Raw genomic sequence first — 21,688 nt, forward strand, 5'->3', positions numbered from 1 at the left:
AATTACGGCGGCTTTTAATGTGAATATTTTATCTCATTTGAATTGGCGTTTTCAAGGAAATTTTGATATAAATTTATTCAGTCATAAAGCAATTTATAATGAGGCTGAAACTCAAATTGAAATGTATCTTTATTGCCAAGAAAATATTACCTTTTCTTTGAAAAATCTAGATTTAAAAGTTAGTTTTCAGGCAGGGGAAAGTATCCTAACTGAAATTTCTCGTAAATTCGATTTAGAAGTTTTGCCAGGAGAACTTGAAGCGAAAGGATTAAAAGTTAAGAAAGTTTTGACAGACCCGAAAAAGTGGTTTGGATTAATTCTTTGTCAAGTTTAAATTGAAGAAAGAAGAAAGAAGGAAGAAGGAAGAAGGAAGAAGGAGGAAGAAAAAAATATGGTAAACATATTTTCTATAGAATTATGCCCAGAAAGGGTTCATCTTTCAGCAATTAGCTTCATATTTTAGGAAGTTATAATCCAGTTGAGAAAAACTGAAATCTTATTTTCAACTATGACTAGCATCTGTTTGCTGAATAAGTCTTTTTTTGAGGTAGGAAGTAAAGACCTTGCATACAACGTTCCTACAGCTTTATCATTATTCACAACAAAAACTCAATCCTAGATTTTAAATATATTACAAAAGTAAGCAATTAAAATTATTCACTCATTTCTAACACTATGAATCAGATCAAATCTACTAATCCACCAAAAATTGATGGTTCTAAAACTAACAGTAACATCCGCCAATATATTCGAGAATATTTTCAGAATAGTTGGGAAATTGAAGACATTTTAATGAATAGTTTAATAGCAGAAGAAACATTTTATTTAAACCCCGACTCTTTAAGAAATCCACTAATTTTTTATCTCGGACATTCGGCGGTTTTTTACATTAATAAATTAATCAGAGTAGAATTATTAGAAAAACGCCTTAATCCTAACTACGAAATATTATTTGAAATGGGGGTAGACCCAGAAAAACCAGAAGACTTAAATCAGGCGATCGCTAACATTAATTGGCCGAAACTAGAAGATATTTGGCAATATCGAGAAAAAGTTTATCAAGTCATTTTAGACCTAATTGAAAAAACTCCTCTTAATCTTCCTATTCACCAAAATCATCCTCTTTGGGCGTTAATGATGAGTATTGAACATCAACGGATTCATATTGAAACTTCATCAATGTTGTTTCGGCAACTATCTGTAGAAAAATTAAAACATCCTCATAATTGGGAATATGCTCCTACTAATAATCAGATAATTAATAATGAAATGATAGAAGTTTCTGGAGGAGTTGTCAAACTAGGAAAACCAGAAAATTATCCGACATTTGGTTGGGATATAGAATATGGCGATCGCCAAGTTGAAGTAGCTCCTTTTATGGCTAGTAAGTATTTAATTACTAATGCAGAATTTCTGGAATTTGTTAAAGTTGGTGGTTACGAAAATCCAGATTATTGGAGTCAAGAAAGTTGGCTTTGGAAAACTGGAAATAATATTAAATATCCCAAATTTTGGATAGTTGAAAATGGTAATTATAAATATCGAGCTATGTTTGATGAAATAGAATTACCTTTAGATTGGCCTGTAGAAGTTAATCATTATGAAGCAATGGCTTATTGTTCTTGGCAAGGAGAAAATACTCGGTTAATGACTGAAGCTGAATATAATTTAGCAACTTATAGAAATGGTAAAGAAGTAGAAACAGATAATTATAATCTGAATTTTAAATTTGGTTCTCCTTCTCCTGTTGGTTACTTAGAAACTGCCAAAAATGAATCAGGATTATATGATTTGCGGGGTAATGTTTGGGAATGGTTAACTGATAAATTAAATCCTCTTTCTGGATTTAAAACTCATCAACTTTATGAAGATTATTCAGCTCCATTTTTTGATAATAGACATAATATGATGTTAGGAGGATGTTGGATAACTAACGGTACAGAAGCTTTGAAATATTATCGAAATTGGTTCCGTCCTAACTTTTATCAACACGCTGGTTTTAGAATAGTTCAGGGATAATGGATAATGGATAATGGATAATTAATAATTATTAGGTTGGTAAATTTTGTAATAAATTGAAGATTTTTTGCCTCCCCAAAATTTGCTGGTTACTCAAACTTTAAATTTTTCATAATTGTCAATTATCAATTATCACAATTAATTATCGAATGGAGAATTAAAATGGCTGGAAATTTTTCAAATGTATCTGAGAAAGAATCATTTATACCGGATATAAATTCGGGAAACGATGATATTAACACAACCTAGGAAAAGAGTAATGAAGAATGGTGGGACTGGTATGTTTCCTGAGCTGAAAATATTTGTGGCTGAAAATTTAGTATAAGTTAAAAAAAAAGCTGGCTTCATTAATTTTTATTGTGCTTGAGCTGACTGCTGACTGCTAATAGCTAAATACTTACGTTTAAATTAATAACTTTAAGATGCTGTTGTTTGTGCAGAATATCGCAGAAAATACTTACTTTAATAAACATAGTAAAACCATGAGATTTATTAGCCACAAAACAGACTTTGCTTTCAAAAAAAATATTTGGCTCCACTGAGAGTAAAGATATTTTAATTAGTTTTTTGAATGCTTTAATTCTGGTAAATCAACAATTCAAGATTTAGAAATAATCGACCCCTATACTCCAGGAGATACCATTAGTTTAAAAGATACTTATCTAGATGTAAGAGCTATTTTAAATGATGTCTCCAATGTAATAATTGAAATTCAGGTTTTAAACGTTCCCGCATTTGAAAAGCGAGTAGTTTATAATCTATGTAAAACTTATGGGAATCAATTAGACACTGGAGAGGGATATCGAAGATTAAAACCAGTAATTGCTTTAACGATTACAGATTTTAAAATGTTTGAGGACACAGAACGATATATTAATCATTTTGTGTTTAAAGAGAAAGAGAAATCATTTAATTATGTACATGAAGAAGTAGCAATGATATTTGTTGAATTACCAAAATTTCCGAAAAAATTAGAAGAGTTAGAAACTATCACACATAAATGGATTTATTTTGTAAAATCAGCTTCAAGTTTAGAAGTAATTCCCACAAATTTAGCAGAAATAAAAGAGATAGAAAAAGCTTTAAATATTGCTAATCTGGCAAATCTATCAAGAAAAGAATTAGAGGAAGTACACAAGCGGGAAGTATTTTTAGAAGACCGTGCAGGTCAAATTATTCTAGCTCTACAGGAGGGAAAAGAAGAAGGACTACAGCAAGGAATAGAGCAAGGGTTAGAAGCGGGTAAGTTGTCAATGCAAAGACTAATATTAGGTTAACTGGAGAGAAAATTTTCAGCAGAAATTCCTGCCATAATTAAAGATAATATTCAACAGTTATCCCTGGAAAAGTTAGAAAATTTAGGAAGAATAATTGATAATTTTAGTAGTTGAGAATATTTGTCTAACTGCTGCCATAAATCAGAAAAGTAGTAAGTTTTCAACAATTAATAATTACCTCTTATTTTTGATAATAATAAGATTAAGCTAAAGGAAATTTTTTCTCCATAAATGGAGAGGTTTTATACCTTATTTTTTTTGGTAAATTAGTGTTAAAATATTATAGTAAAAGGTTATGCATAAATTATGACTCAGAAAAAATTTTACCTATTAACTGACCCAAGTATTATTTGTTCTTATCTGGTATCTAAGTGGATTAAAGCTTTTGAAAAAATGCCAGAATTTCAAGGAATATTAGTAAAAGAGGAAGTTCCATCAGACAGAGTAATTAGAGAGAGGAAAACTTTTCATCAAAAATACTTTGGTCAAAAACACTTGACTGATAAAATGTACGAATTATTAATTGATTTGTATCCTGATATAGATAGAACTGAAAGAGCAATGATCGAGCGATACGGAGTATCTCAGTATTCTACTACCGAGCATTCTCAAACAATTTTCTTGGGAATAATTTGAATGGAAAATATGCTAAGAATTGGTTAATGGAAGTTGCTGAAAATTCCTCAGTATTCATTTTTGTTTGTGCTACTAAAATACTTAAATCTTGGTGGTTAGAAATAACTAAAAATCAAGTGTTTAATAGTCATACAGCTGTTCTACCTTATGCTCGTGGAATGTATGCGATTGAGAATATGGCAATTAATAAAAATATTAACCAGTTTAGACAAGCAGCAGGGGTAACTATACATTATGTTGATGAAGGGGTAGATACAGGTTCAATAATTAGAACAGAAAGAATAGTTGATCCGTTTCGCTTTAATTCCATTTGGGATTTAAAAGGATATTTATACCTTACCGAATTTGAGTTATACGTGAAAACTGCCCAAGATATTCTCAGCAACAATGAAACTATTCCTGCTGGAGTTTCACCGGATCCTAAATTGCTAGGTCCTAATTTTAGGATAAAAGACTTTACTCCAGAGAAACAAAAACAAGCAGAAGATGGTTATTTATGGATGAAAAATTCCTGGCGATAATTTTATCTTATTTTAAGGTAAACTAAGTAAATATTCATTTAATTTTAATTTTTTTTAGATGGGAAATAAACAATGATTAAAGTTCAAAAAATACAAAACAAAGGGCGGGGTATTTTTGCGGTACAGGATATTCCGAAAGGAACATTACTTGAAGTTGCTCCCACGGTAATTTTGCCACCTGAACAATTACAAACTCTGAATCAGACGAAAGTCTTAGATTATTATTTTGTACAACCATCAGAATATGCTACAGCTAAGAAAATAAAAGGATATTTGGTTTTAGGTTTAGCTTCTCTTTGTAATCATGGGGAAGACCCTAATTCTTATGTTGAATGGATTGAAGATGAAGTATGTGTATGGTCACATTTAATCACCAAAAAAGATATTAAAAATGGTGAGGAAGTTACCCTTTTCTACACCAATATTAATGAATATCCTGATGGTGGAACTTTTGTTTAATAGATAGTAAGCATTCAGCTATGAGTTCATAGCTGAATACTTACCTTTGTTCAACCAAGATTAAGAAGCTTAACAAGATTAATTACTCCCAAATTTTTCTAACCATTAATCTAACTTTACCAAATAGATAAATTAACATGAACAATTCTCAAATTACATCATTAAAAGAATTTCAAACAACAGGATACTTTTTGCAAGAAAATTTTATTTCTCAGACAGAATGCGATTCTTTATTACAACTAATTGCTGATTATCGCCAGACAAATTCTGTTCCTAAAATCTATCGCAATGTTAAACCCATACCCTTAAGTTATTTTGTCATAGATGGAAAAAGAATTCAGTCTCAAATTCCAGAAGTTCAAAAATTATATGAAACTGTGAATCAAGTTATTAATAACTTCACAAATAAACAACTTTTTCCTTTACAAGATATTCAGGTAGGGTGCAATATTAATATTACTGAAAAAGGAGGTACATATCGCTGGCATTATGACCGAAATGCTATTACAGCTCTTTTATATTTAAACAAAGTTGATGGAGGAGAAATTCAGCTTTACCCCAATTATAGAATTACTTTACCTGAAGCTAAATTTTCTAGATTTCAGAGTGTGATAGATCGGGTACAACAATTGAGTTTTTTTCGTCAAATCTTTGGCAAACAAATTATGATTAAACCTCAACCAGGTCTACTATTAGTTATGGCTGGGGATAAATGTCTACATAGTGTTCGTCCAGTTACAGAAGAAAAGGAGCGAATTAATATTGTTATGGCTTACGATTTACCTAATGCTAATTTTGTAGTTAAAAACCAACTTAATACTTATTTATATAGTTCAGAAAAGTTTGACAGTAAAGATCCAAATTACTCTTAAATCTGGTATAGACTTATGGCGAGCAAGATGCCCGCACTACAATAATTTTACCATTAAAATCTTGTCAGCATTCAGCCGTCAGCTATTAGCTAACAGTTATTCGTTTTATTCCATGACAAAAGCTTTATTAATTGAGCTAGAAAAATATAGCTACAAAAGTCAAATCGAAAGTCTATATTAATTTAAACTTCATCCTTAAGCCCAGAATCTTATTGCTAATAGCTGAATGCTTTATATATCCAAAATATGCTTTAATAACTGATAAATGATAACTGAAATGAAGCCAAATCCAATTCCACCAAAACCCGGTCAAGAATCTGTATGGGATTATCCCCGTCCACCTCGTTTAGAAGATACAAATAAATCTATTCGAGTCATTTTTAATAATGTAGTTTTGGCTGAAACAAATAATGCCAAAAGATTATTAGAAACTAGCCATCCTCCTGGTTATTATATTCCTCCTAAAGATGTTAAAATAGAGTATTTAATTCCTAATCCCAGGAAAACTTTTTGTGAGTGGAAAGGTTATGCTTCCTATTGCGATGTTTCAGTAGGAGATAAATATGTAAATCATCCAGTCTGGCAATATTTAGACCCAACTCCTTATTTTTTACCTATACAAGGATATTATAGTTTTTATGCTAATTTAATGGATGCTTGTTATGTCAATGATGAGTTAGTAAAACCTCAAGCTGGTAATCTTTATGGAGGATGGATTACTTCTGATATTGTCGGACCTTTTAAAGGAGAACCAGGTACAAGAGGTTGGTAAATAATGAATAATTGATAATTTATAATTAATATTCAGTGGAAACTACCGACTAATTACGACAAATTTATAAATCAAATTCTTAAGCAATATATTCTCAAAGCAGAACTGAAGCAATTTATTCTCGATAATCTCTTCTCTGACTTGAAAATACTGATGAATAATTTATTACAAAAATAAGCCATCGCTAGCTTTATGCAAATTGATAAAAAAATGAACAATAATATTAATTTAATAACTGATAATTCTGAACTTTCAAAATCTTACTATCAACCAGAAAAATTAGAGCTGGATTCATGGTTTCAGGTAGCTCAGATAGATTACGAAAAATTAATTGAGCAATATTCATTTAATAATCTATTTAAAGGATTTGCTAAAAATCAACTCAAACTTCTAGATATAGGATGTGGCAGTGCTAAATTTCCTAGTTTGCTAGACAAAAAACTTGATGGCAATATTCATTTATCAGCAGATTTGCTTGATATTTCAGAATACTCTCTACAGTTGGCAAAAAAACGGTTTGATAGTTGTCAGTATTTTAGTACAAATTCAACCTACTTATCTGCTACTGAAAATCTTCAACAATTAGTTAAAAAAAACTAACTGCTACGATATTATATGGGCGATACATTCTCTTTATACTGTTGATAAAAATAGAATGGCAGATGTCTATCTTTATTGTTTAGATTTATTAGATGATAATGGTAAGTTTTTAATTTACCAACCTGCTCAAACATCTTCTTACCACAACTTATATGATTTTTTATTTTAGCAATTATCCAGAAGGAAAAAAATCTACATATTTTCTCAAATCTGATGAACACAAACAAATTTTGGATAGATTAGGAATAAATTATGATAATATTAGATTGAGTTTTTTTCACAGCATCAGTTTGGAAAGTATAAATGTACTTGAAATATATTTAAAATAATGTGTTTTTGATTACACATTAGATGTCTTAAATTTTTTTCAGCCTATATTACAAAAGTGTTTTGATAGAAAAAACAATCAATACAAGTTTGAGCAGATAGTTGATTTGATTATTATTGAAAAAGCCAGTAATATTTAGCAATATAAGGAAGATAACAAACAATGATAGAAATTCACAAAAAGCTGCGATCGCTAATTTTTTCTCAGACCCAAAACTCAAACTCGTCAAGCTTAATGAGCAAGAATATATGGAGGGGTTAATTGCTTATCGCAGTCAAAATAATGAACAAGAAATGATGCTGGAAGCTACATTTCAGACTATAGAAAAATATAAGTCTTCACAAGAAAGCTACAGAATTTTGAGTATAGGTTGTGGCTGTGGAATTTTTGAGCAAGCTTTTTTAACAAAGCTCCTTGATTTGAACAAATATATTCATTTTGTTGGAGTAGACCCAAACAAAGTAGAGTGTATAAAAATACAAGAATGGTGTCATAAACTTAGTACATATAAACCAGATAAATTTAGGTTTGAAATTCATCCTGTTACCTTAGAAAAATTTCAAGCACTTCAAACTTTTGACATTATTTTATTAATCCATTCATTTTACTATTTTTCAGAAATTACATCTTCTGTTGAGAAAGTTTATAAACTTATGGAAGAAGAAGGAATTGCAATTGCCACAATAAATTTAAAAAGACCAATAAGTGAACCTTACTATTATGTAAATCAGCGATTTTATCAAAGACAGAGGTTTTATAGTGAAGATTTATATCGAGTTCTTTCTGAACAAAATATTTTTTTTCATCAAGAAACTATAGAATCTCCAATAAATATTACAAATTGTTTTGAAAAAGATTCTCTATTGGGTAAATATTTACTGGATTTTCTAGTTGATGCTAATACGACATATTTTTCTCCTTCCCAATTACAATTATTGCTGGATTATTTTAGAACTAATTCCCAAAGGTTGAAAGGGGGAGAAATTATGATTCAAAATTCTATAGGCTTTTATTATTTTCAGAAAAGTAAAGAACAAGAAATAAAAAAAGGGAGCCAAGAAAACTTAAAATAACTATAGAAGCCTAAATTATTGTTATTGAGCAATATTTTGTAAGTAATTTTCAAGGTAAATGGAGCAAATTTATGTTTGTAACAGGAATCAAAAAAGGTAAAATTATTGAGTTATTGGAGGAGGTAGATTTTCTCGATAATCAAGAGGTTTTAGTAGAAATTAAAAAGGTAGGTAATTTTTGGTCAGCTTTACAAGATTTGAGGGCAAGGGTAGATTTAGAAATTATTGATGATGATTCTTTTGAGAATTTACGAGATAAGTCACCAGGGAGAATGGTTGATTTATGACACTAAAATATTTATTAGATACGAATATTTTATCTGAGATGAAACGCCCTTAACCTAATCAAAAAGTAATGGAAAAACTAAGGTTATGTAAACTGGAAATAGCAACTGCTACTGTGGTTGTACATGAATTATTGTACGGATGTTTTAGAATTGCTAAATCTAAAAAACGTCAAGATTTGGAAGATTATATAAATAATGTGATTTTAGCACAGTTACCTTTATTTAATTATGATTTAAAATCCGCACAATATCATGGACAGGAAAGAGCAAGGTTATCTAAATTCAGCTATTAGTTTTTAGCACCTCTAGCTGTTGGCGCACCATTCCGCAGGAAAGCATTAGGATTGAACTACGAAATGTTCTTTTTTTTATCCCCTTAAAATCAGTTATCAGTTAGTGGAAGGAGAGGAAAATAGGATTGATTCAAAAAATTAATAATTTACAAAAGATTATCAATTATTCTTCCCTGTTCCCTGTTCCCTTTTTTCTGGAGATGTCTAGTAATTAATCTATTAATCTATGAATCAAACTATGCCAAATTAAACCAATAATAATTAACCCTAAACCTACTAACCAAATTTCCTGCTCTACCCAAAAAGCTAAAAATAAACAAGCAGCTAAACCTACCCAACCTAACCATTGAGGATAAAGTCTTTCTGCTGGTGAAAGTTGGAGAGCAGCAAAATTAGTAATAGCATAATAAATCAAAACATTACAAGCACTAAAAGACCAAGTAGTTTTCACATCCCCTATTAAAACTAAAAAAGCGATCGCTACTCCCACAACTATCACCGCAACATAAGGTGTAGTTTCTCCACTATTTAATCTAGCAAAAATTTTAGGTACATCTCGTCGTCGTCCCATTGCTAACAAAACTCGCGATAAACCCAAAATCAGATTTAGCAATACTCCCAACATTGCCGTAATCGCACCAACCGCAATTAATTTAGGAATTATAGGAACACCCAATCCAACTTGAGCAATAACTTCTAAAGGTGCAGCTAAACTAACATCTGCTTGAGATAATTTATCTATCACTTCTTTACCAACTACCACCGTAACTACAGAAATAGAAATATATAACAAACAAGTGACAAATATCGTGAGAGCGATCGCTCTGGGAATAGTACGTCGGGGTTCCTTAACTTCCTCACCCAAAGTCGCAATCCGACCATAACCAGTGTAAGCAACAAACATTAAAGCAGCAGCTTGCAATAAAGATGGAATAGGTTCCTCGGCGCTCAAAAAAAGTGTGATATTTTCTCCCCCAGACAAAACTACTTGAGGTACTCCTGCTACGATGAATACAGTTAAAGAAAATAATGTAATCGAAACAATAATAATATTAGTCACATTAGAACGACGAATCCCACTTAAGACAACTATTGTTAATATAACCACAGCAGTGACAGCAGTCAATACTAACCAAATTTGATTATTGATGCCAAAAACATGAAGTAAATAACCAGCAAAACCCAAAGCAGCAGTAGCAGCAGAAGCACTTTTTGCTAAGAGAAACATCCATCCAGCGATGAAACCTAACCAATGATTCAGATATTTGTAACCATATTCATAAGTACCGCCACTAACAGGATGATTTGCTGCTAACTGGGCGCTATTAAAAGCATTGCAAGTAGCAACAATAGCACCTATCGCCACCGAATAATTACAGATCGACCTGCAATACTAGCAGCAATACCAATGCTGACAAATACTCCAGTACCGACTATTGAACCTAAACCCATAAGGGTAGCGCCGAATACGCCAATTTCTCGTTTTAGTTTAGATGTAGACATTTTCAGTTATTATTATTAGTCCAGTAGGGTGTGTTTCCGCTCTTAACTTTTCTGTTGTCTCATTATCTAGCCCTGGTTGTCGTTTGTTATGCTTCTGAATAGTTTACATCAGTCTCGTTGGCTAGTCAAGACTACCAAATACAGTAGGGCCGAATGGCATTTCCTAAGGTCATGATCGATTCATGTCGCGCAGCGATACGCCCCTAAAAATAGAATAAATAGCGATCGCCCCAAACCACCTTGACAAATTTAACTCCGTCGCGCTACTCTGAAAAAGAACTACTAGAAAACCAATCAAAAGATGACCAAACTATTAGAAGAGGCGATCGCTGCCCTAGCCAAACTTCCAGAATCAGAACAAGATGGTATTGCCACTCTAATCCTAGAAAATATTGCCTCAGAAAAATCTCAGACACAACCTGTTACCAAACCCTTCTGGCAGAAAATCCAAGAAATAGGCGCTAAAGTACCTAAAGAGGAATGGGAAAAACTGCCAACAGATTTTGCTCGCAACTTTGAAAGCTATATGTATGGAACACCCAAAGAAGAATGAGACGAATATTTTTAGATACTTCTTATCTTCAAGCTCTCGCAGACGAACGCGACGATTTACACCATAAGGCGATTACTGTCTCCGAAAGTCAAGGTACATAAGTTGGCATAACTACCGAGATGGTACTAACGGAGCTACTAAACGCCTTATCTAACCGAGGAGAATATCTGCGACAAGTGGCAATAGATATTGTTGAAACTTTGCGTGCCGCTGCAAATATAGAAATTATTCCCCAAAGTAGCCAACAGTTTGAGAAGGCAATGAAATTTTACCAACAACGATTGGATAAAGGCTATAGTCTTACCGACTGTGCCTCTATGCTAGTGATGAAAGAAGAAAGTGTATGGGAAATAATGACTTACGATCGCCATTTTATCCAAGAAGGATTTAATGCCTTACTCAGAGATGATTAGCTAGTAATCAATGGCCTAAAACTTTTGGGATATGAAAAGCGATCGCTTTCCGGAAAATAGTAGAGAGCGATCGCCCCTCAACTACCTTGAAAAAATTAACCCCGTCGCTCTACTCTGAAAAAGAACTACTAGAAAATCAATTAAAATCTGGACTTACACGGGAGGCGCTATGTATAGAACCCATTTGGGATCATGGAGACACAGAAGGACACGGGGAGGCGGGGAGGCCGGGGATCGAGGACAGGGTGACACCCTCTCTCGGCCTGGTGTGTCTCCTCCTCTGGTGTTTCTTCAAGAACCTGCGTCTCCGCGTCTATTTTTACAGCGGTTTTCATTACGGTTCCCGAAAAATCAGTAAACCACAGTAGGGACGTTGCATAACAAAAATGCTTTTCATGTCGCGCAGCGAAACGTCCCTACAAGATTTTGGTGATGATGATGTGGTTCATTCATTTGAAAAGCGCTGTAAATAGATCCCAAATGGCTTCTATATAGTCTTGGTGCGTTACGAGATCAGCTTTTTCCTTTCGGTGCGGAATGCTACGCAAAGGGACTGCTTTGCTACGCACATAAAACGCATTCATGTCGGCGACAGCCATCAACGGAGTTATGCGCTAGCTAAACATGTTCCCTAAACCGCGGAAACACACCCTACCAATAGCTGAAACCGCCGATCGCTGATAACTGAAATGACTTCAGACTTCAGGGGTATCTCCACCAACAACAACATTTTTAATACGCAAACTTGGTCCTCCACAACCAACAGATAAACCATCTTGCCCACCTTTCCCGCAACCACCAGACTCATCCCAATCAAAATCATCAGCGATCGCTTCAATATCTGCTAAAGTATTAAACACATTTCCTGAAAGAGTCACATCCCGCACAGGTTCAGCTAACTCACCATTTCTGATCATCCACGCTTCCCCAGCACTAAAAGTAAACATTTCTCCATTAGTCATGCCACCCAACCAGTTTCGAGCATAAACTCCTTCCTTAATATCAGCAAATAAATCTGAAACGGGAGTATTTCCCGGAGCTATCCAAGTATTAGTCATCCTGACTATAGGTGGATAATGATAATCCAGACAACGAGCATTCCCTGTAGGTGTCTCCCCCAACTTCCCGGCAGTTTCCCGTGAATGCAAACGTCCGACCAAAACCCCATCTTCAATTAATTGAGTAGTTGTACCTAAAGTACCTTCATCATCATAAATATAACTACCTCGATGTACTTCTCCCTCTTCTCCACTTAAAATAGATGGCACTATCGCACCATCAAATATTTGTAAATTCTCAGGACCAAATCTCCGACCAATGGTCATAACCTCTAATAAATCGGGATTTTCGTATGACATATCTGCTTCCGAGAGATGACCAAAAGCTTCGTGAACAAATAGACCTGTGAGAATAGGGTCAATAACCACAGTATAGGTATTACCATGAACGATGGGCAAAGCTAGAGAATTAACAGCTCTTTCCGCAGCACTACGAACTTGACTGTCCAAATTAATTAAATCTTCATAAGCTTTACGAGAACCCGTAGTTTCCCTACCTGTTTGTACGGTTTCCCCATTCCTGGCCGTAGCAGCAAAGCGCATTTCTATATCTGTCCAAGATTGTTCAAGCATAGTTCCTTCCGATGTAGCGAGAATAATTTTTTGGGTACTGTCTCCATAACGCACCAATACAGTAGTAATTCGAGGATCGACACTCCGTAATACTTGGCCATAATGTTCGCAGAGTTCTTTTTTCTCAGCTAAAGGTATGTGACGGGGGTTTTTACCTGTGAGGGAGATTGTATTAGTTGCTTGAATAATAGGTATAGGAGCAAGAATGGTTTTTTCTTCTCCAATGAGAATGGCCGCAGCGATCGCCTCTTCTACTCTATCTTTCAAGGTCGATATTTGATTAAAGCTGGCAAAACCCCAAGCTCCTTTGTAGCAAGCTCGAACTTGACCACCAATGGAGATGCCTTCACTGAGGGTTTCTATTTTGTGGCCTCGCAAGAGAATATTTGTTCCTTGGGACTCTTCTAGACGAATGGCCAAATAGTCTACTTGAGAACTATAATTAGTAAGTAGGTCAGATAATATATTTTTGGTTTCAGTTATTGATATGGGCATTTATAGATAATTAATAATTAATAATTAATAATGGATAATTAGGGTTTGTTGAAAAAGTCTTTATTTTAGGGGTAGGAGTCAGGAGTCAGGAGTCAGGAGTCAGAATTTACCAGGAGTTTCAAGGAGGGAGCCAGAAGAATAGTAAGAGCAATTTTTCACCTCAAGTGTGAACCAAAAATTCTAACTTTTTCAACCCTATTGACCTAAAAGCTGGCACTTTTTTCATACCTAAAAAAGCTAAAACCATTAGTATGTAAAAACTTTTAAGTTTCCATACGCAAGCCCTAATTAGGGTTGGTTGATTAAGTCTCAAAGTATTTATATTAATCATGGTTTTAGCTTTTTGAAGTTGGGAAAAAGAGCAAGCTTTTAGGTAGCTCAGGTACGGTTCCCGAAAAATCAAAAATTAAGTATTTTGGGGTAACGCTCTTGCTGAAAAATTGCTCTTACTATTCTTTTAGCAAGCTCCTGTGTAATCCCTATTTATCCTAATTTTGCATGAAACTTCCCTACTAAAAAGAGCAAAAAGACTTTCTATAAGTAAACCCTAATTAGAGATATATAGCAATGCTAAATAGATGGTGAAAAATTAAAAAGTAAATAAGAAAAATGAAACTATTACCAGTTAATTATTCCCTATTCTCTATTCCCTAAAAGCAACTAATTTTTTGACATAAATCAAATAGGATTGCCAGAGAAGTCCTATTTTTTTGGTCTTAAAAAGATTGCCATATAAGTGCGAATTACTATAGTTTTCATTATCCATTATCCATTATTATTTATTTCCTAACGGAGATTACGGTGATTTAGTTCGGTTATACTAACATAAATAATGACTCAATACCGATACCATAAGCATTAAGTAAGGTTTACTTCTCTAAAAATAGCAAAAAAAGTTTTCACGAAACTATATTAGCTGATAACTGACTACTAAATGCTTACTTATTAGTTCAGGACTTACTCAGAGGAAACCAGAAACCCGGCTTCTCCTGAACATTTGCTGTTCAAAACAAGGATTTACTGTAGAAACTGGGTTCCTCCCGTGTAAGTCCTATGGTTAATAAACCCAAGTTATTTATTCATTTATTTTAGGAAAAAAAATGGAAAACTATATATTACCAACTTTAAGCGATATTTTTGCTTTAGATAGATCGAATAATGATTTTTATCCAACTAAAATAGAACTGAAAAGGGAGAATCCTCCTCCTTCTATAACTGATAAAAATAAACATTTATATTTAAAGGCTCAAAGGGAATGGTATAGTGCTATTGCTACAATTAATCAACTTTTGGAAAAGTCTCTCCAAATTTCAGATTCTCAAGGTTTAAAAAATCAAGAGATGACGAAAAATAATGCAGAAAAAGAAATCAAAAAAACTACTCTTTTACTGGAAAATTACCAATCTCAAACCAGTTCCAAATCATCTAGTTCTAATTGCTTAATTTCTCATTTTCATTCATATCGTGGATTAGTATTATCTAGTCCGGCTCCTGTCTTAACAAATCCGGCTTTAACTAACAGTTTTTATACTTCAGTATTTACTAGTGAAATACCAGAATCTTTAGATTGGTTATCTCTTTTGAAATCGCAAACTTTACCTTTATTACCAGCAGCAGATATTATTAATTTTTCACCTATTTCTATACCAATATTACCTTTATCTACTAGAGACCCAATCACAAATGAACAATTTTGTTTAGTTATAACTGCTGAATTTAGTTTAATTATGGTCTTAGGAAAAAATCAAGAAAATGAACCAGCTTTTCTATTTTCTTTCGACCCAGAAATAGTTCATCAAGCATGGAATGTTTTACAGCAACGAATAGTATTACCGGAATGTTTTAATTCCCAAAAATTTGATAAATATCAAAATTTTATTTCCCAGTATTCTCAACAGTTAGCTATTTTAAATCATGTATTTGAGGAGTTTCCTCCTGTTGCACCTGATTACAAAATAGTGATGAAATTTAGTCGTTTATTATTAGATAATTTACCAAGTATAAATAGTAAGAATGAAGCATTATCAGTTAATATTTCTGACAAAAATAGAGATAATCAAGAAATCTCTACATCACTAAAATCTACTATCGAAAATCTTAAATCTCCTGATGTGGAATTGTTACAAGCGATCGCTCACGAAGTCAAAACTCCTTTAGCAACAATACAAACATTAACTAGGCTTTTATTAAAACGTCCTAATTTAAAAGAGGAAGTAATCAAAAAGCGTTTACAAATGATTGATGCTGAATGTACTGCTCAAATAGAAAGGTTTAATCTAATTTTTAAAGCAGCAGAATTAGAAGGTCAGCAACTATTTAAACAACATCAATATCTACAATTAACCAACATTCCTCTGGCTCAATTTTTTCATAATAGTATTCCTAGTTGGCAACAAAAAGCCACTCAAAGAAATCATACTTTAAAAGTTATTTTACCTCCCAAAATGCCAACTGTTGTAAGTGACCCTATTATGCTTGACCAAGTATTAGGAAATTTGATTGAAAATTTCTCCCGAAATCTACCTTCTGGCAGTCTGATTAAGGTAGAAGTAATGTTAGCTGGTAGTCAATTAAAATTACAGCTTAAATCTGATTCTGATGTGAGTGATTTTTTCCACTCACCTTTTAAATCTATCGGTCATTTATTAATGTTTCAACCAGAAACAGGTAGTCTGAGTTTAAATTTAAAAGTTACTAAAAATTTGTTTCAAGCGATGGGAGCAAAATTAGTAATTCGACAACGACCCACTAAAGGAGAAATAATGACTATTTTTTTGCCAGTTCAGTAAAAGAGGGAATAGGGAACAGGGAACAGGGAACAGTTAGAAAGAGTTTTTTATGTAGATAGACAAAATACCTTTGCCATGTTATTTTCCAGAGAAAATTTTCCCAAAATATTACTTGTTTATTAATTTTATGAATCAAGTTACAACTATTAGAGTTAGAACTCGTGATAATTTATTAGAACTTCTTAAAACAAGCAAAAGTAGTTGGTTGATAGTAGCTGAATACCGAGAACCTACCTTGAGATTTGTAGAAGTATATAGTTGGGATGGAGACCTGGTTTTAAGAGGAGAATGGGAACCTAGTCAATTTGAACGACGTGATTTGGATGGTCGTCTTGGTATAGCATTCAAAAATGCCAAAATAGAATTGGTTAATCCACCCTTAATATGGAAAGCTCAAAATTCTGTAAACTATGTTTAGTCATGGCTACAAATTAAGGTAAAATAATTACTATTTTAGCAGTTCAATTTATAAGCATTCAGCACTTCAGCTATTAATATAGAATAGATTGACCCACCCTTAATATAGAAAGGGCAAAATTCTGTAAATTATGTAAAGATAATCAATTTTTATCCATAAATCATTAATTATTCTTCCCTCCATAGTTATGGTTGGGTTTCGTTCCTCAACCCAACCTACGGGGGATAGGACATGACCATCTCTTCATATTAACTCCCATAAATCCTAAATCTTAACTATTCCCTACTCCCTAGTCCCTACTCCCTACCAAATACAAAAAGACTTTTATGGTTCCCAATAAATCAGCAAACCCTATTTGGACAAATATTTGGTACAAATATTATGATCTTTATGCCAACTTCTAATATCTAATTTCTAACTGAGCTGAAGAATGAAAAACCAAGACAAAACCTTACCATTTGCTCTAATAGCAGCAACCTTATTAGTGGTTGTCGGTAGCGCTACTGCCTACATTATAATCTCTTCTAGAAAAGCACTAAACAATTTACCCGTAGGTGCCGAAGTTGTCCCCAGAGATGCAATGATGACTTTACATCTTTCTACTAACCCTGGTCAATGGAAAAAATTAGAACAGTTTGGTACTGTTCAATCAAAAACTGCTATGGAGAACTTGTTAAAGCAGTTACGCGATCGCTTCGTGACTAATTATGGTTATAATTATGAACGAGATATTAAACCTTGGGTAGGAACAGAAGTAGGGATCGCTTTTTTGCGCAAATCTACTCTAGAACTTTCTAATCCAGAAACTCCTGATTCTGCACCACCCCCTCCTGCTGAACAAGCAACTATGGTGGTATTGCCCATCGAAGATATAGAGAAAGCAGAGGAAATTTTAGCCAAACCCCCTGCTCCGAAAAAAGGTAAATTAGTTAAACGTACCTACAGAGGTATTGAAATTAAAGAAACTCAAGGAGTACCTAACCAAGATATTTCGGCAGCAATATTGGGAGAAAGGTTTTTGGTAGTTACTAATTCTGAAACCGCAATAAATCGAGTGATCGATGTATATAAAGGAGACCAGTCTCTAGAAAAAGCTCCTGGTTATAAAGCAATGATGGAAAAGCTGAAAACTTCTGCACCTCTTGCTCAAGTATATCTGAATATTCCTGTTGCTGTTGCCTATACTTCTAGTAAATCTATTACTCCTGTTTCTGAAGAAAATCTCAAAGAATTTGACGATAATCAGGGAGTGGCTGCAAATGTAAGTTTAGTTCCTGAAGGGATAGATTTAAAGGCAATTTCTTGGTTGAAACCTAACAGTAAGAAAAAGTTTACTGTAGATAATAATGCCGCAGAAATGTTAAATCGGGTTCCAGGAAATGCTTTGATGATGATATCTGGAAGCAATTTAAAGCAAATGTGGTCTGATTATGTTAAGGGTGCAGCAACTAATCCCATTGCTCCTATTAAACCAGAAGCAGTCCGTAAAACTTTCAAAAATGCAACTGGTATGGATCTAGATAAGGAATTTATTAATTGGATGGGTGGAGAATATTCTCTATCTTTGTTACCTACTGTGAAAGATAATCAACAGGTAGAAAAATTTGCTGCGGGGTTTGTGTTTATGGTTAAAGCAAGTGATCGTGGTGCTGCTGAGGAGTCACTGAAAAAGTTGGATGAAGGAATGAAGAAAAGAGATTTTGGAGTAGGTAAAGCTTTTGCTAATGGAGAACCCGTAGTTAAATGGACTTCACCTTTTGGTGGTTTTACTGTACTTCGTGGTTGGTTGAATGGAAATGTAGCATTTTTCACCTTGGGAGGACTCGTGGAAAGCCAAATATTGCCTGAACCGAAAAGTTCTATGGTAGACAGCACAGTATTGCAAGAAACTCTACCATCTAACTCGGAATCTTTTAATGGTAACTTTTTTATTGATGTCAATCGGACTTTTGATCCTCAAAATCTTTCTATTCCCCAGTTACCTGCTAATCAACAAGTTTGGGTAGATGGTATAGAGTCTATTGGGGTGACATCTGTTGTTAGTAATAGTCGGACAACTAATTATGATGTGTTTGTCAAATTGAAAAAGCAGGGTACAAAATAACCTAGTTATTTCAGTTATCAGTTATCAGTTATCAATAGAGAGCGAATATATTAGAGCGAGCATCTTGCTCGCGATAAAATCTGACTTCCAAAAAATTAATTGTAGGGGTTTGGTTTAGAGACCCCCTAGCTAACGCTTCGGTTTAGAGACCAAACCCCTACGATCAAATCTGGCAAGCAATTTAGGATTGCTATATACTGATTACTGATGCAGCCAATTTTCTAAATCAGTTATGCTATTAAAATCCAAGAAGTCTTCTCCCAAATTTTCTAATTCTTCAATAGTTAAATTTTTAATCTTGCTCATAGTTTCTGGAGTTATTTCCCCAAAACGCTTTTTGAGTTGACGTATTATTAAAGCGATCGCCTCATCTTTTCTCCCTTCTTGTTTACCTTCCTGTTTACCTTCTTCTTTAGCAAAAGTTATTTTTCCCCTTTCATCTTGTAATGTCATTGCCCGATATTGTGCTACTTCTAATTCTTCTGGACTCATACCTGCTTGGTTCGCCAAATTTAGAGCTAATTCTATTTCTGATATTTCTGCTAAAGAAGCAGGAATATCATCGAAACTAGAAGCTTCTTTCAGGAAATAAATCCATTTATCTGCTAAACTTTCTAATTCTGAGAGTTCTTTTTTAAATTTCGGTAATTCCACAAATACTAATAGTAATTCCTCATCATCCAAAAATTCAAAATTGTCAATTTTATCTTTAAATACAAATTGATTAATAATTCTCTGGTTTTTTTCAAACAGAATAAAATCGGTAATTGTCACACCTATAACTGGTTTGAGTCTCATATAATCATCAGCAACTTTTAATTGATTAGCATATCCTTTGGCTACGTTATAAAGTACCCGTTTAGTAAAGTTTGTCATGGATGATACTTGCATTTCAATCATCACAATTTTTCCATCAGCTAAGACTGCTTTTACATCCAAATAAGTGTCTTTTAAAGTGAACACTTTCCCAGGATTATAAGGATTAATAATGGTTAAAGATTGAATAGTTTTTTCTCCATTGTAAATTACAGCATTGAGGAAACTAATTAAGATATCTGTACTTTCTTCAGAGCCAAAAACTTTTTTGAATACATAATCTATTTTCGGGCTAATAAATCTCATATTTTTCTTCTCCTGAATTTGGTTAAATTATAGAGCGAATTCCAAGTTGATGTTGTTTGTAACACAGTCTTCTAGGCTGTCATAGCTGTACCATACTAAAATGGAATCCGCTGTATAGAAATCCTAGATAGTTGTTCAATAATTGATAAGTAAGATTTTTATTGTAGGGGTTTGGTTTCCAAATCCCTTAGTACTTGGGTTTAGTTTCCAAACCCCTACAGTTTTTTTCTCGGCAATTATTTCTTATGGCTATAGGAGATATTTCAGTAAATAATAAATGACAGCTAAGTGGATAATTAATAATTAAATAATTCAGGTTAAATCCTCCTCTTTTCAGGAGAAAAAGCACTCATTAATCCTATCTATTTTAGAGAGAAATAATTATCAATTATCCATTATCAATTATTAATTATTAATTATCCATTAATGAACTGCCATTTCCAAATAACCAGAAATTTCCCGACAATATTCATTACATAATTGTGACATTCGGAAATCTTCATTACGAGGATAATTCGCATCTATTTTCACATCTGCTATTACTCTACCAGGACGGGCAGCCATCACAATTACTCTTTGAGATAAATACACTGCTTCATAAATATTATGAGTCACAAAAATTACAGTCCAATTTCGTTTTTGCCACACATCTAATAGATCGCTATTTAATTTACTTCGAGTCATTTCATCCAAAGCACCAAAAGGTTCATCCATCAATACAATTCTTGGTTGAGTTACTAAAGCTCTAGCAATAGAAACTCGCATTTTCATTCCACCTGATAACTGTCTTGGATAAGAACGTTCAAAACCATCTAATCCAACTAAATTAATTGCTTCTTGTAAAATTGTACGAGATTCTTTGAGGGATTTTCCTGTTAGTTTGAGAGGTAAATGTACATTATCAATAACATGAGACCAAGGCATTAAAGCTGGTTCTTGAAATACAAAAGCTAAGTCATTTTTATGCTGATTTATATTTGATTCGATTTTGCCAGAAGTAACTTCACTTAATCCGGCAATTAATCTCAATACTGTACTTTTTCCACAACCAGAAGGTCCAACAAGAGTGATAAATTGACCTTCATTAATTGTCAAATTCATATCTTGTAAAGCAACAGTTCCATTAGTATAAATTTTATTGACTTGATGACAAGAAATAGCGGTTTTATTGTTCATTTTTTTTAAGAAGGAAGAAGGAAGAAGGAAGAAGGAAGTAAAAAGGAAAAATCTTATAATAATTTTGGTAACACAGCCTTCCAGGCGGTAAGAAGCAGGATACTTAAACTGCAAATAACTTGACCTCACTATCCTCAAAAGTGCTGTTAATAATTTTGGTAACACAGCCTTCCAGGCTGTAAGAAGCAGGATGCTTAAACTGCAAATAACTTGACCTCATAAAGACTAGAATTGTGTTAGTAATTTTGGTAACACAGCCTTCCAGGCTGTAAGAAGCAGGATGCTTAAACTGCAAATAACTTGACCTCATAAAGACTAGAATTGTGTTAGTAATTTTGGTAACACAG

At 33.4% G+C, this 21,688-nt stretch carries 22 protein-coding genes and 1 pseudogene; 17 read left to right on the forward strand and 6 right to left on the reverse strand.

The window, feature by feature from the left end; genetic code table 11:
• The 12 genes and pseudogenes from VKJ25_RS02695 to VKJ25_RS02750 form a co-directional block, all read left to right on the forward strand.
• On the forward strand, positions 1–334 hold a 334-nt coding region (locus VKJ25_RS02695), incomplete at its 5' end, for an L-histidine N(alpha)-methyltransferase (RefSeq protein ID WP_324235085.1).
• 341 nt (positions 335–675) lie between these two features.
• Positions 676–2,019 carry a 5-histidylcysteine sulfoxide synthase gene (gene ovoA, locus VKJ25_RS02700; RefSeq protein ID WP_324235086.1) on the forward strand — a complete coding sequence of 448 codons (1,344 nt, stop codon included), beginning with the start codon at positions 676–678 and terminating at the stop codon, positions 2,017–2,019.
• 584 nt (positions 2,020–2,603) lie between these two features.
• Positions 2,604–3,296: pseudogene (locus VKJ25_RS02705) on the forward strand (Rpn family recombination-promoting nuclease/putative transposase); the annotation flags it as partial.
• Positions 3,297–3,602: 306 nt separating this feature from the next.
• Positions 3,603–3,932 (forward strand): hypothetical protein, encoded by a 330-nt coding sequence (locus VKJ25_RS02710; protein ID WP_324235087.1) that lies wholly within the window; start codon positions 3,603–3,605, stop codon positions 3,930–3,932.
• On the forward strand, positions 3,929–4,453 hold the full coding sequence (locus VKJ25_RS02715) for a formyltransferase family protein (RefSeq protein WP_324235088.1): 525 nt from the start codon (positions 3,929–3,931) through the stop codon (positions 4,451–4,453). Before VKJ25_RS02710 ends, VKJ25_RS02715 begins: the two co-directional genes overlap by 4 nt.
• A 72-nt stretch (positions 4,454–4,525) precedes the next feature.
• The gene (locus VKJ25_RS02720; RefSeq protein ID WP_324235089.1) at positions 4,526–4,912 is read left to right on the forward strand and encodes an SET domain-containing protein-lysine N-methyltransferase; all 387 of its coding nucleotides are present in this window, start codon (positions 4,526–4,528) and stop codon (positions 4,910–4,912) included.
• Positions 4,913–5,049: 137 nt separating this feature from the next.
• A complete protein-coding gene (locus VKJ25_RS02725) occupies positions 5,050–5,784 on the forward strand; it encodes a 2OG-Fe(II) oxygenase (RefSeq protein WP_324235090.1) in 735 nt (244 codons plus the stop codon).
• Positions 5,785–6,061: 277 nt separating this feature from the next.
• A complete protein-coding gene (locus VKJ25_RS02730; protein ID WP_324235091.1) occupies positions 6,062–6,556 on the forward strand; it encodes a DUF427 domain-containing protein in 495 nt (164 codons plus the stop codon).
• Positions 6,557–6,766: 210 nt separating this feature from the next.
• The gene (locus tag VKJ25_RS02735; RefSeq protein WP_324235092.1) at positions 6,767–7,156 is read left to right on the forward strand and encodes a class I SAM-dependent methyltransferase; all 390 of its coding nucleotides are present in this window, start codon (positions 6,767–6,769) and stop codon (positions 7,154–7,156) included.
• Positions 7,157–7,732: 576 nt separating this feature from the next.
• Positions 7,733–8,557 (forward strand): class I SAM-dependent methyltransferase, encoded by an 825-nt coding sequence (locus tag VKJ25_RS02740; RefSeq protein WP_324235093.1) that lies wholly within the window; start codon positions 7,733–7,735, stop codon positions 8,555–8,557.
• Between the two features lie 71 nt (positions 8,558–8,628).
• Positions 8,629–8,844 (forward strand): hypothetical protein, encoded by a 216-nt coding sequence (locus VKJ25_RS02745; protein WP_324235094.1) that lies wholly within the window; start codon positions 8,629–8,631, stop codon positions 8,842–8,844.
• A 68-nt stretch (positions 8,845–8,912) separates the two neighbouring features.
• Positions 8,913–9,137 (forward strand): PIN domain-containing protein, encoded by a 225-nt coding sequence (locus VKJ25_RS02750; protein ID WP_324235095.1) that lies wholly within the window; start codon positions 8,913–8,915, stop codon positions 9,135–9,137.
• Positions 9,138–9,348: 211 nt separating this feature from the next.
• On the opposite strand, the gene VKJ25_RS02755 is transcribed toward VKJ25_RS02750, so the two are convergent.
• Positions 9,349–10,503 (reverse strand): APC family permease, encoded by a 1,155-nt coding sequence (locus VKJ25_RS02755; RefSeq protein WP_324235096.1) that lies wholly within the window; start codon positions 10,501–10,503, stop codon positions 9,349–9,351.
• Positions 10,494–10,640 (reverse strand): hypothetical protein, encoded by a 147-nt coding sequence (locus VKJ25_RS02760; protein WP_324235097.1) that lies wholly within the window; start codon positions 10,638–10,640, stop codon positions 10,494–10,496. Before VKJ25_RS02760 ends, VKJ25_RS02755 begins: the two co-directional genes overlap by 10 nt.
• A 301-nt stretch (positions 10,641–10,941) precedes the next feature.
• On the opposite strand from VKJ25_RS02760, the gene VKJ25_RS02765 reads away from it, so the two are divergent.
• Entirely contained in the window at positions 10,942–11,193 is a 252-nt protein-coding gene (locus VKJ25_RS02765; protein WP_324235098.1) for a hypothetical protein, read from the forward strand.
• A 119-nt stretch (positions 11,194–11,312) separates the two neighbouring features.
• Complete coding sequence (locus VKJ25_RS02770) at positions 11,313–11,606, forward strand: type II toxin-antitoxin system VapC family toxin (protein ID WP_324235099.1); 294 nt, start codon at positions 11,313–11,315, stop codon at positions 11,604–11,606.
• 695 nt (positions 11,607–12,301) lie between these two features.
• Here VKJ25_RS02770 and VKJ25_RS02775 read toward each other — a convergent pair.
• Positions 12,302–13,732, reverse strand: a complete 1,431-nt coding sequence (locus VKJ25_RS02775; RefSeq protein WP_324235100.1) for a TldD/PmbA family protein — start codon at positions 13,730–13,732, stop codon at positions 12,302–12,304.
• A gap of 1,100 nt (positions 13,733–14,832) precedes the next feature.
• Here VKJ25_RS02775 and VKJ25_RS02780 point away from each other — a divergent pair.
• From VKJ25_RS02780 to VKJ25_RS02790, 3 genes are all read left to right on the forward strand, one after another.
• Positions 14,833–16,521 (forward strand): sensor histidine kinase, encoded by a 1,689-nt coding sequence (locus VKJ25_RS02780; RefSeq protein ID WP_324235101.1) that lies wholly within the window; start codon positions 14,833–14,835, stop codon positions 16,519–16,521.
• A 127-nt stretch (positions 16,522–16,648) separates the two neighbouring features.
• Positions 16,649–16,939: a hypothetical protein gene (locus VKJ25_RS02785; protein WP_324235102.1), complete on the forward strand. Its 291-nt coding sequence runs from the start codon at positions 16,649–16,651 to the stop codon at positions 16,937–16,939.
• Positions 16,940–17,369: 430 nt separating this feature from the next.
• Positions 17,370–19,043, forward strand: coding sequence for a DUF3352 domain-containing protein (locus VKJ25_RS02790; protein ID WP_324235103.1), 1,674 nt, complete (start codon positions 17,370–17,372; stop codon positions 19,041–19,043).
• Between the two features lie 201 nt (positions 19,044–19,244).
• Here the strand turns inward: VKJ25_RS02790 and VKJ25_RS02795 are convergent, their stop codons facing one another.
• The 3 genes from VKJ25_RS02795 to VKJ25_RS02805 form a co-directional block, all read right to left on the reverse strand.
• Complete coding sequence (locus tag VKJ25_RS02795; protein WP_324235104.1) at positions 19,245–20,165, reverse strand: Rpn family recombination-promoting nuclease/putative transposase; 921 nt, start codon at positions 20,163–20,165, stop codon at positions 19,245–19,247.
• A 423-nt stretch (positions 20,166–20,588) separates the two neighbouring features.
• Complete coding sequence (locus VKJ25_RS02800; protein ID WP_324235105.1) at positions 20,589–21,341, reverse strand: ABC transporter ATP-binding protein; 753 nt, start codon at positions 21,339–21,341, stop codon at positions 20,589–20,591.
• Between the two features lie 103 nt (positions 21,342–21,444).
• Positions 21,445–21,688 (reverse strand): hypothetical protein (locus tag VKJ25_RS02805; RefSeq protein WP_324235106.1); only part of this gene is annotated, 244 nt, incomplete at its 5' end.

The sequence above is a fragment of the Okeania sp. genome (assembly GCF_035285525.1).
Taxonomy (GTDB): domain Bacteria; phylum Cyanobacteriota; class Cyanobacteriia; order Cyanobacteriales; family Microcoleaceae; genus Trichodesmium.

Excerpts from the sequence above, each read along its gene's own strand:
- VKJ25_RS02720 (WP_324235089.1), top strand. The coding sequence starts at position 4,526 with ATGATTAAAGTTCAAAAAATACAAAACAAAGGGCGGGGTATTTTTGCG.
- VKJ25_RS02765 (WP_324235098.1), top strand. The coding sequence starts at position 10,942 with ATGACCAAACTATTAGAAGAGGCGATCGCTGCCCTAGCCAAACTTCCA.
- VKJ25_RS02800 (WP_324235105.1), bottom strand. The coding sequence starts at position 21,341 with ATGAACAATAAAACCGCTATTTCTTGTCATCAAGTCAATAAAATTTAT.
- VKJ25_RS02795 (WP_324235104.1), bottom strand. The coding sequence starts at position 20,165 with ATGAGATTTATTAGCCCGAAAATAGATTATGTATTCAAAAAAGTTTTT.
- VKJ25_RS02785 (WP_324235102.1), top strand. The coding sequence starts at position 16,649 with ATGAATCAAGTTACAACTATTAGAGTTAGAACTCGTGATAATTTATTA.
- VKJ25_RS02775 (WP_324235100.1), bottom strand. The coding sequence starts at position 13,732 with ATGCCCATATCAATAACTGAAACCAAAAATATATTATCTGACCTACTT.
- VKJ25_RS02710 (WP_324235087.1), top strand. The coding sequence starts at position 3,603 with ATGACTCAGAAAAAATTTTACCTATTAACTGACCCAAGTATTATTTGT.
- VKJ25_RS02725 (WP_324235090.1), top strand. The coding sequence starts at position 5,050 with ATGAACAATTCTCAAATTACATCATTAAAAGAATTTCAAACAACAGGA.
- VKJ25_RS02780 (WP_324235101.1), top strand. The coding sequence starts at position 14,833 with ATGGAAAACTATATATTACCAACTTTAAGCGATATTTTTGCTTTAGAT.
- VKJ25_RS02740 (WP_324235093.1), top strand. The coding sequence starts at position 7,733 with ATGGAGGGGTTAATTGCTTATCGCAGTCAAAATAATGAACAAGAAATG.
- VKJ25_RS02745 (WP_324235094.1), top strand. The coding sequence starts at position 8,629 with ATGTTTGTAACAGGAATCAAAAAAGGTAAAATTATTGAGTTATTGGAG.
- VKJ25_RS02770 (WP_324235099.1), top strand. The coding sequence starts at position 11,313 with ATGGTACTAACGGAGCTACTAAACGCCTTATCTAACCGAGGAGAATAT.
- VKJ25_RS02735 (WP_324235092.1), top strand. The coding sequence starts at position 6,767 with ATGAACAATAATATTAATTTAATAACTGATAATTCTGAACTTTCAAAA.
- ovoA (WP_324235086.1), top strand. The coding sequence starts at position 676 with ATGAATCAGATCAAATCTACTAATCCACCAAAAATTGATGGTTCTAAA.
- VKJ25_RS02730 (WP_324235091.1), top strand. The coding sequence starts at position 6,062 with ATGAAGCCAAATCCAATTCCACCAAAACCCGGTCAAGAATCTGTATGG.
- VKJ25_RS02760 (WP_324235097.1), bottom strand. The coding sequence starts at position 10,640 with ATGTCTACATCTAAACTAAAACGAGAAATTGGCGTATTCGGCGCTACC.
- VKJ25_RS02790 (WP_324235103.1), top strand. The coding sequence starts at position 17,370 with ATGAAAAACCAAGACAAAACCTTACCATTTGCTCTAATAGCAGCAACC.
- VKJ25_RS02750 (WP_324235095.1), top strand. The coding sequence starts at position 8,913 with ATGGAAAAACTAAGGTTATGTAAACTGGAAATAGCAACTGCTACTGTG.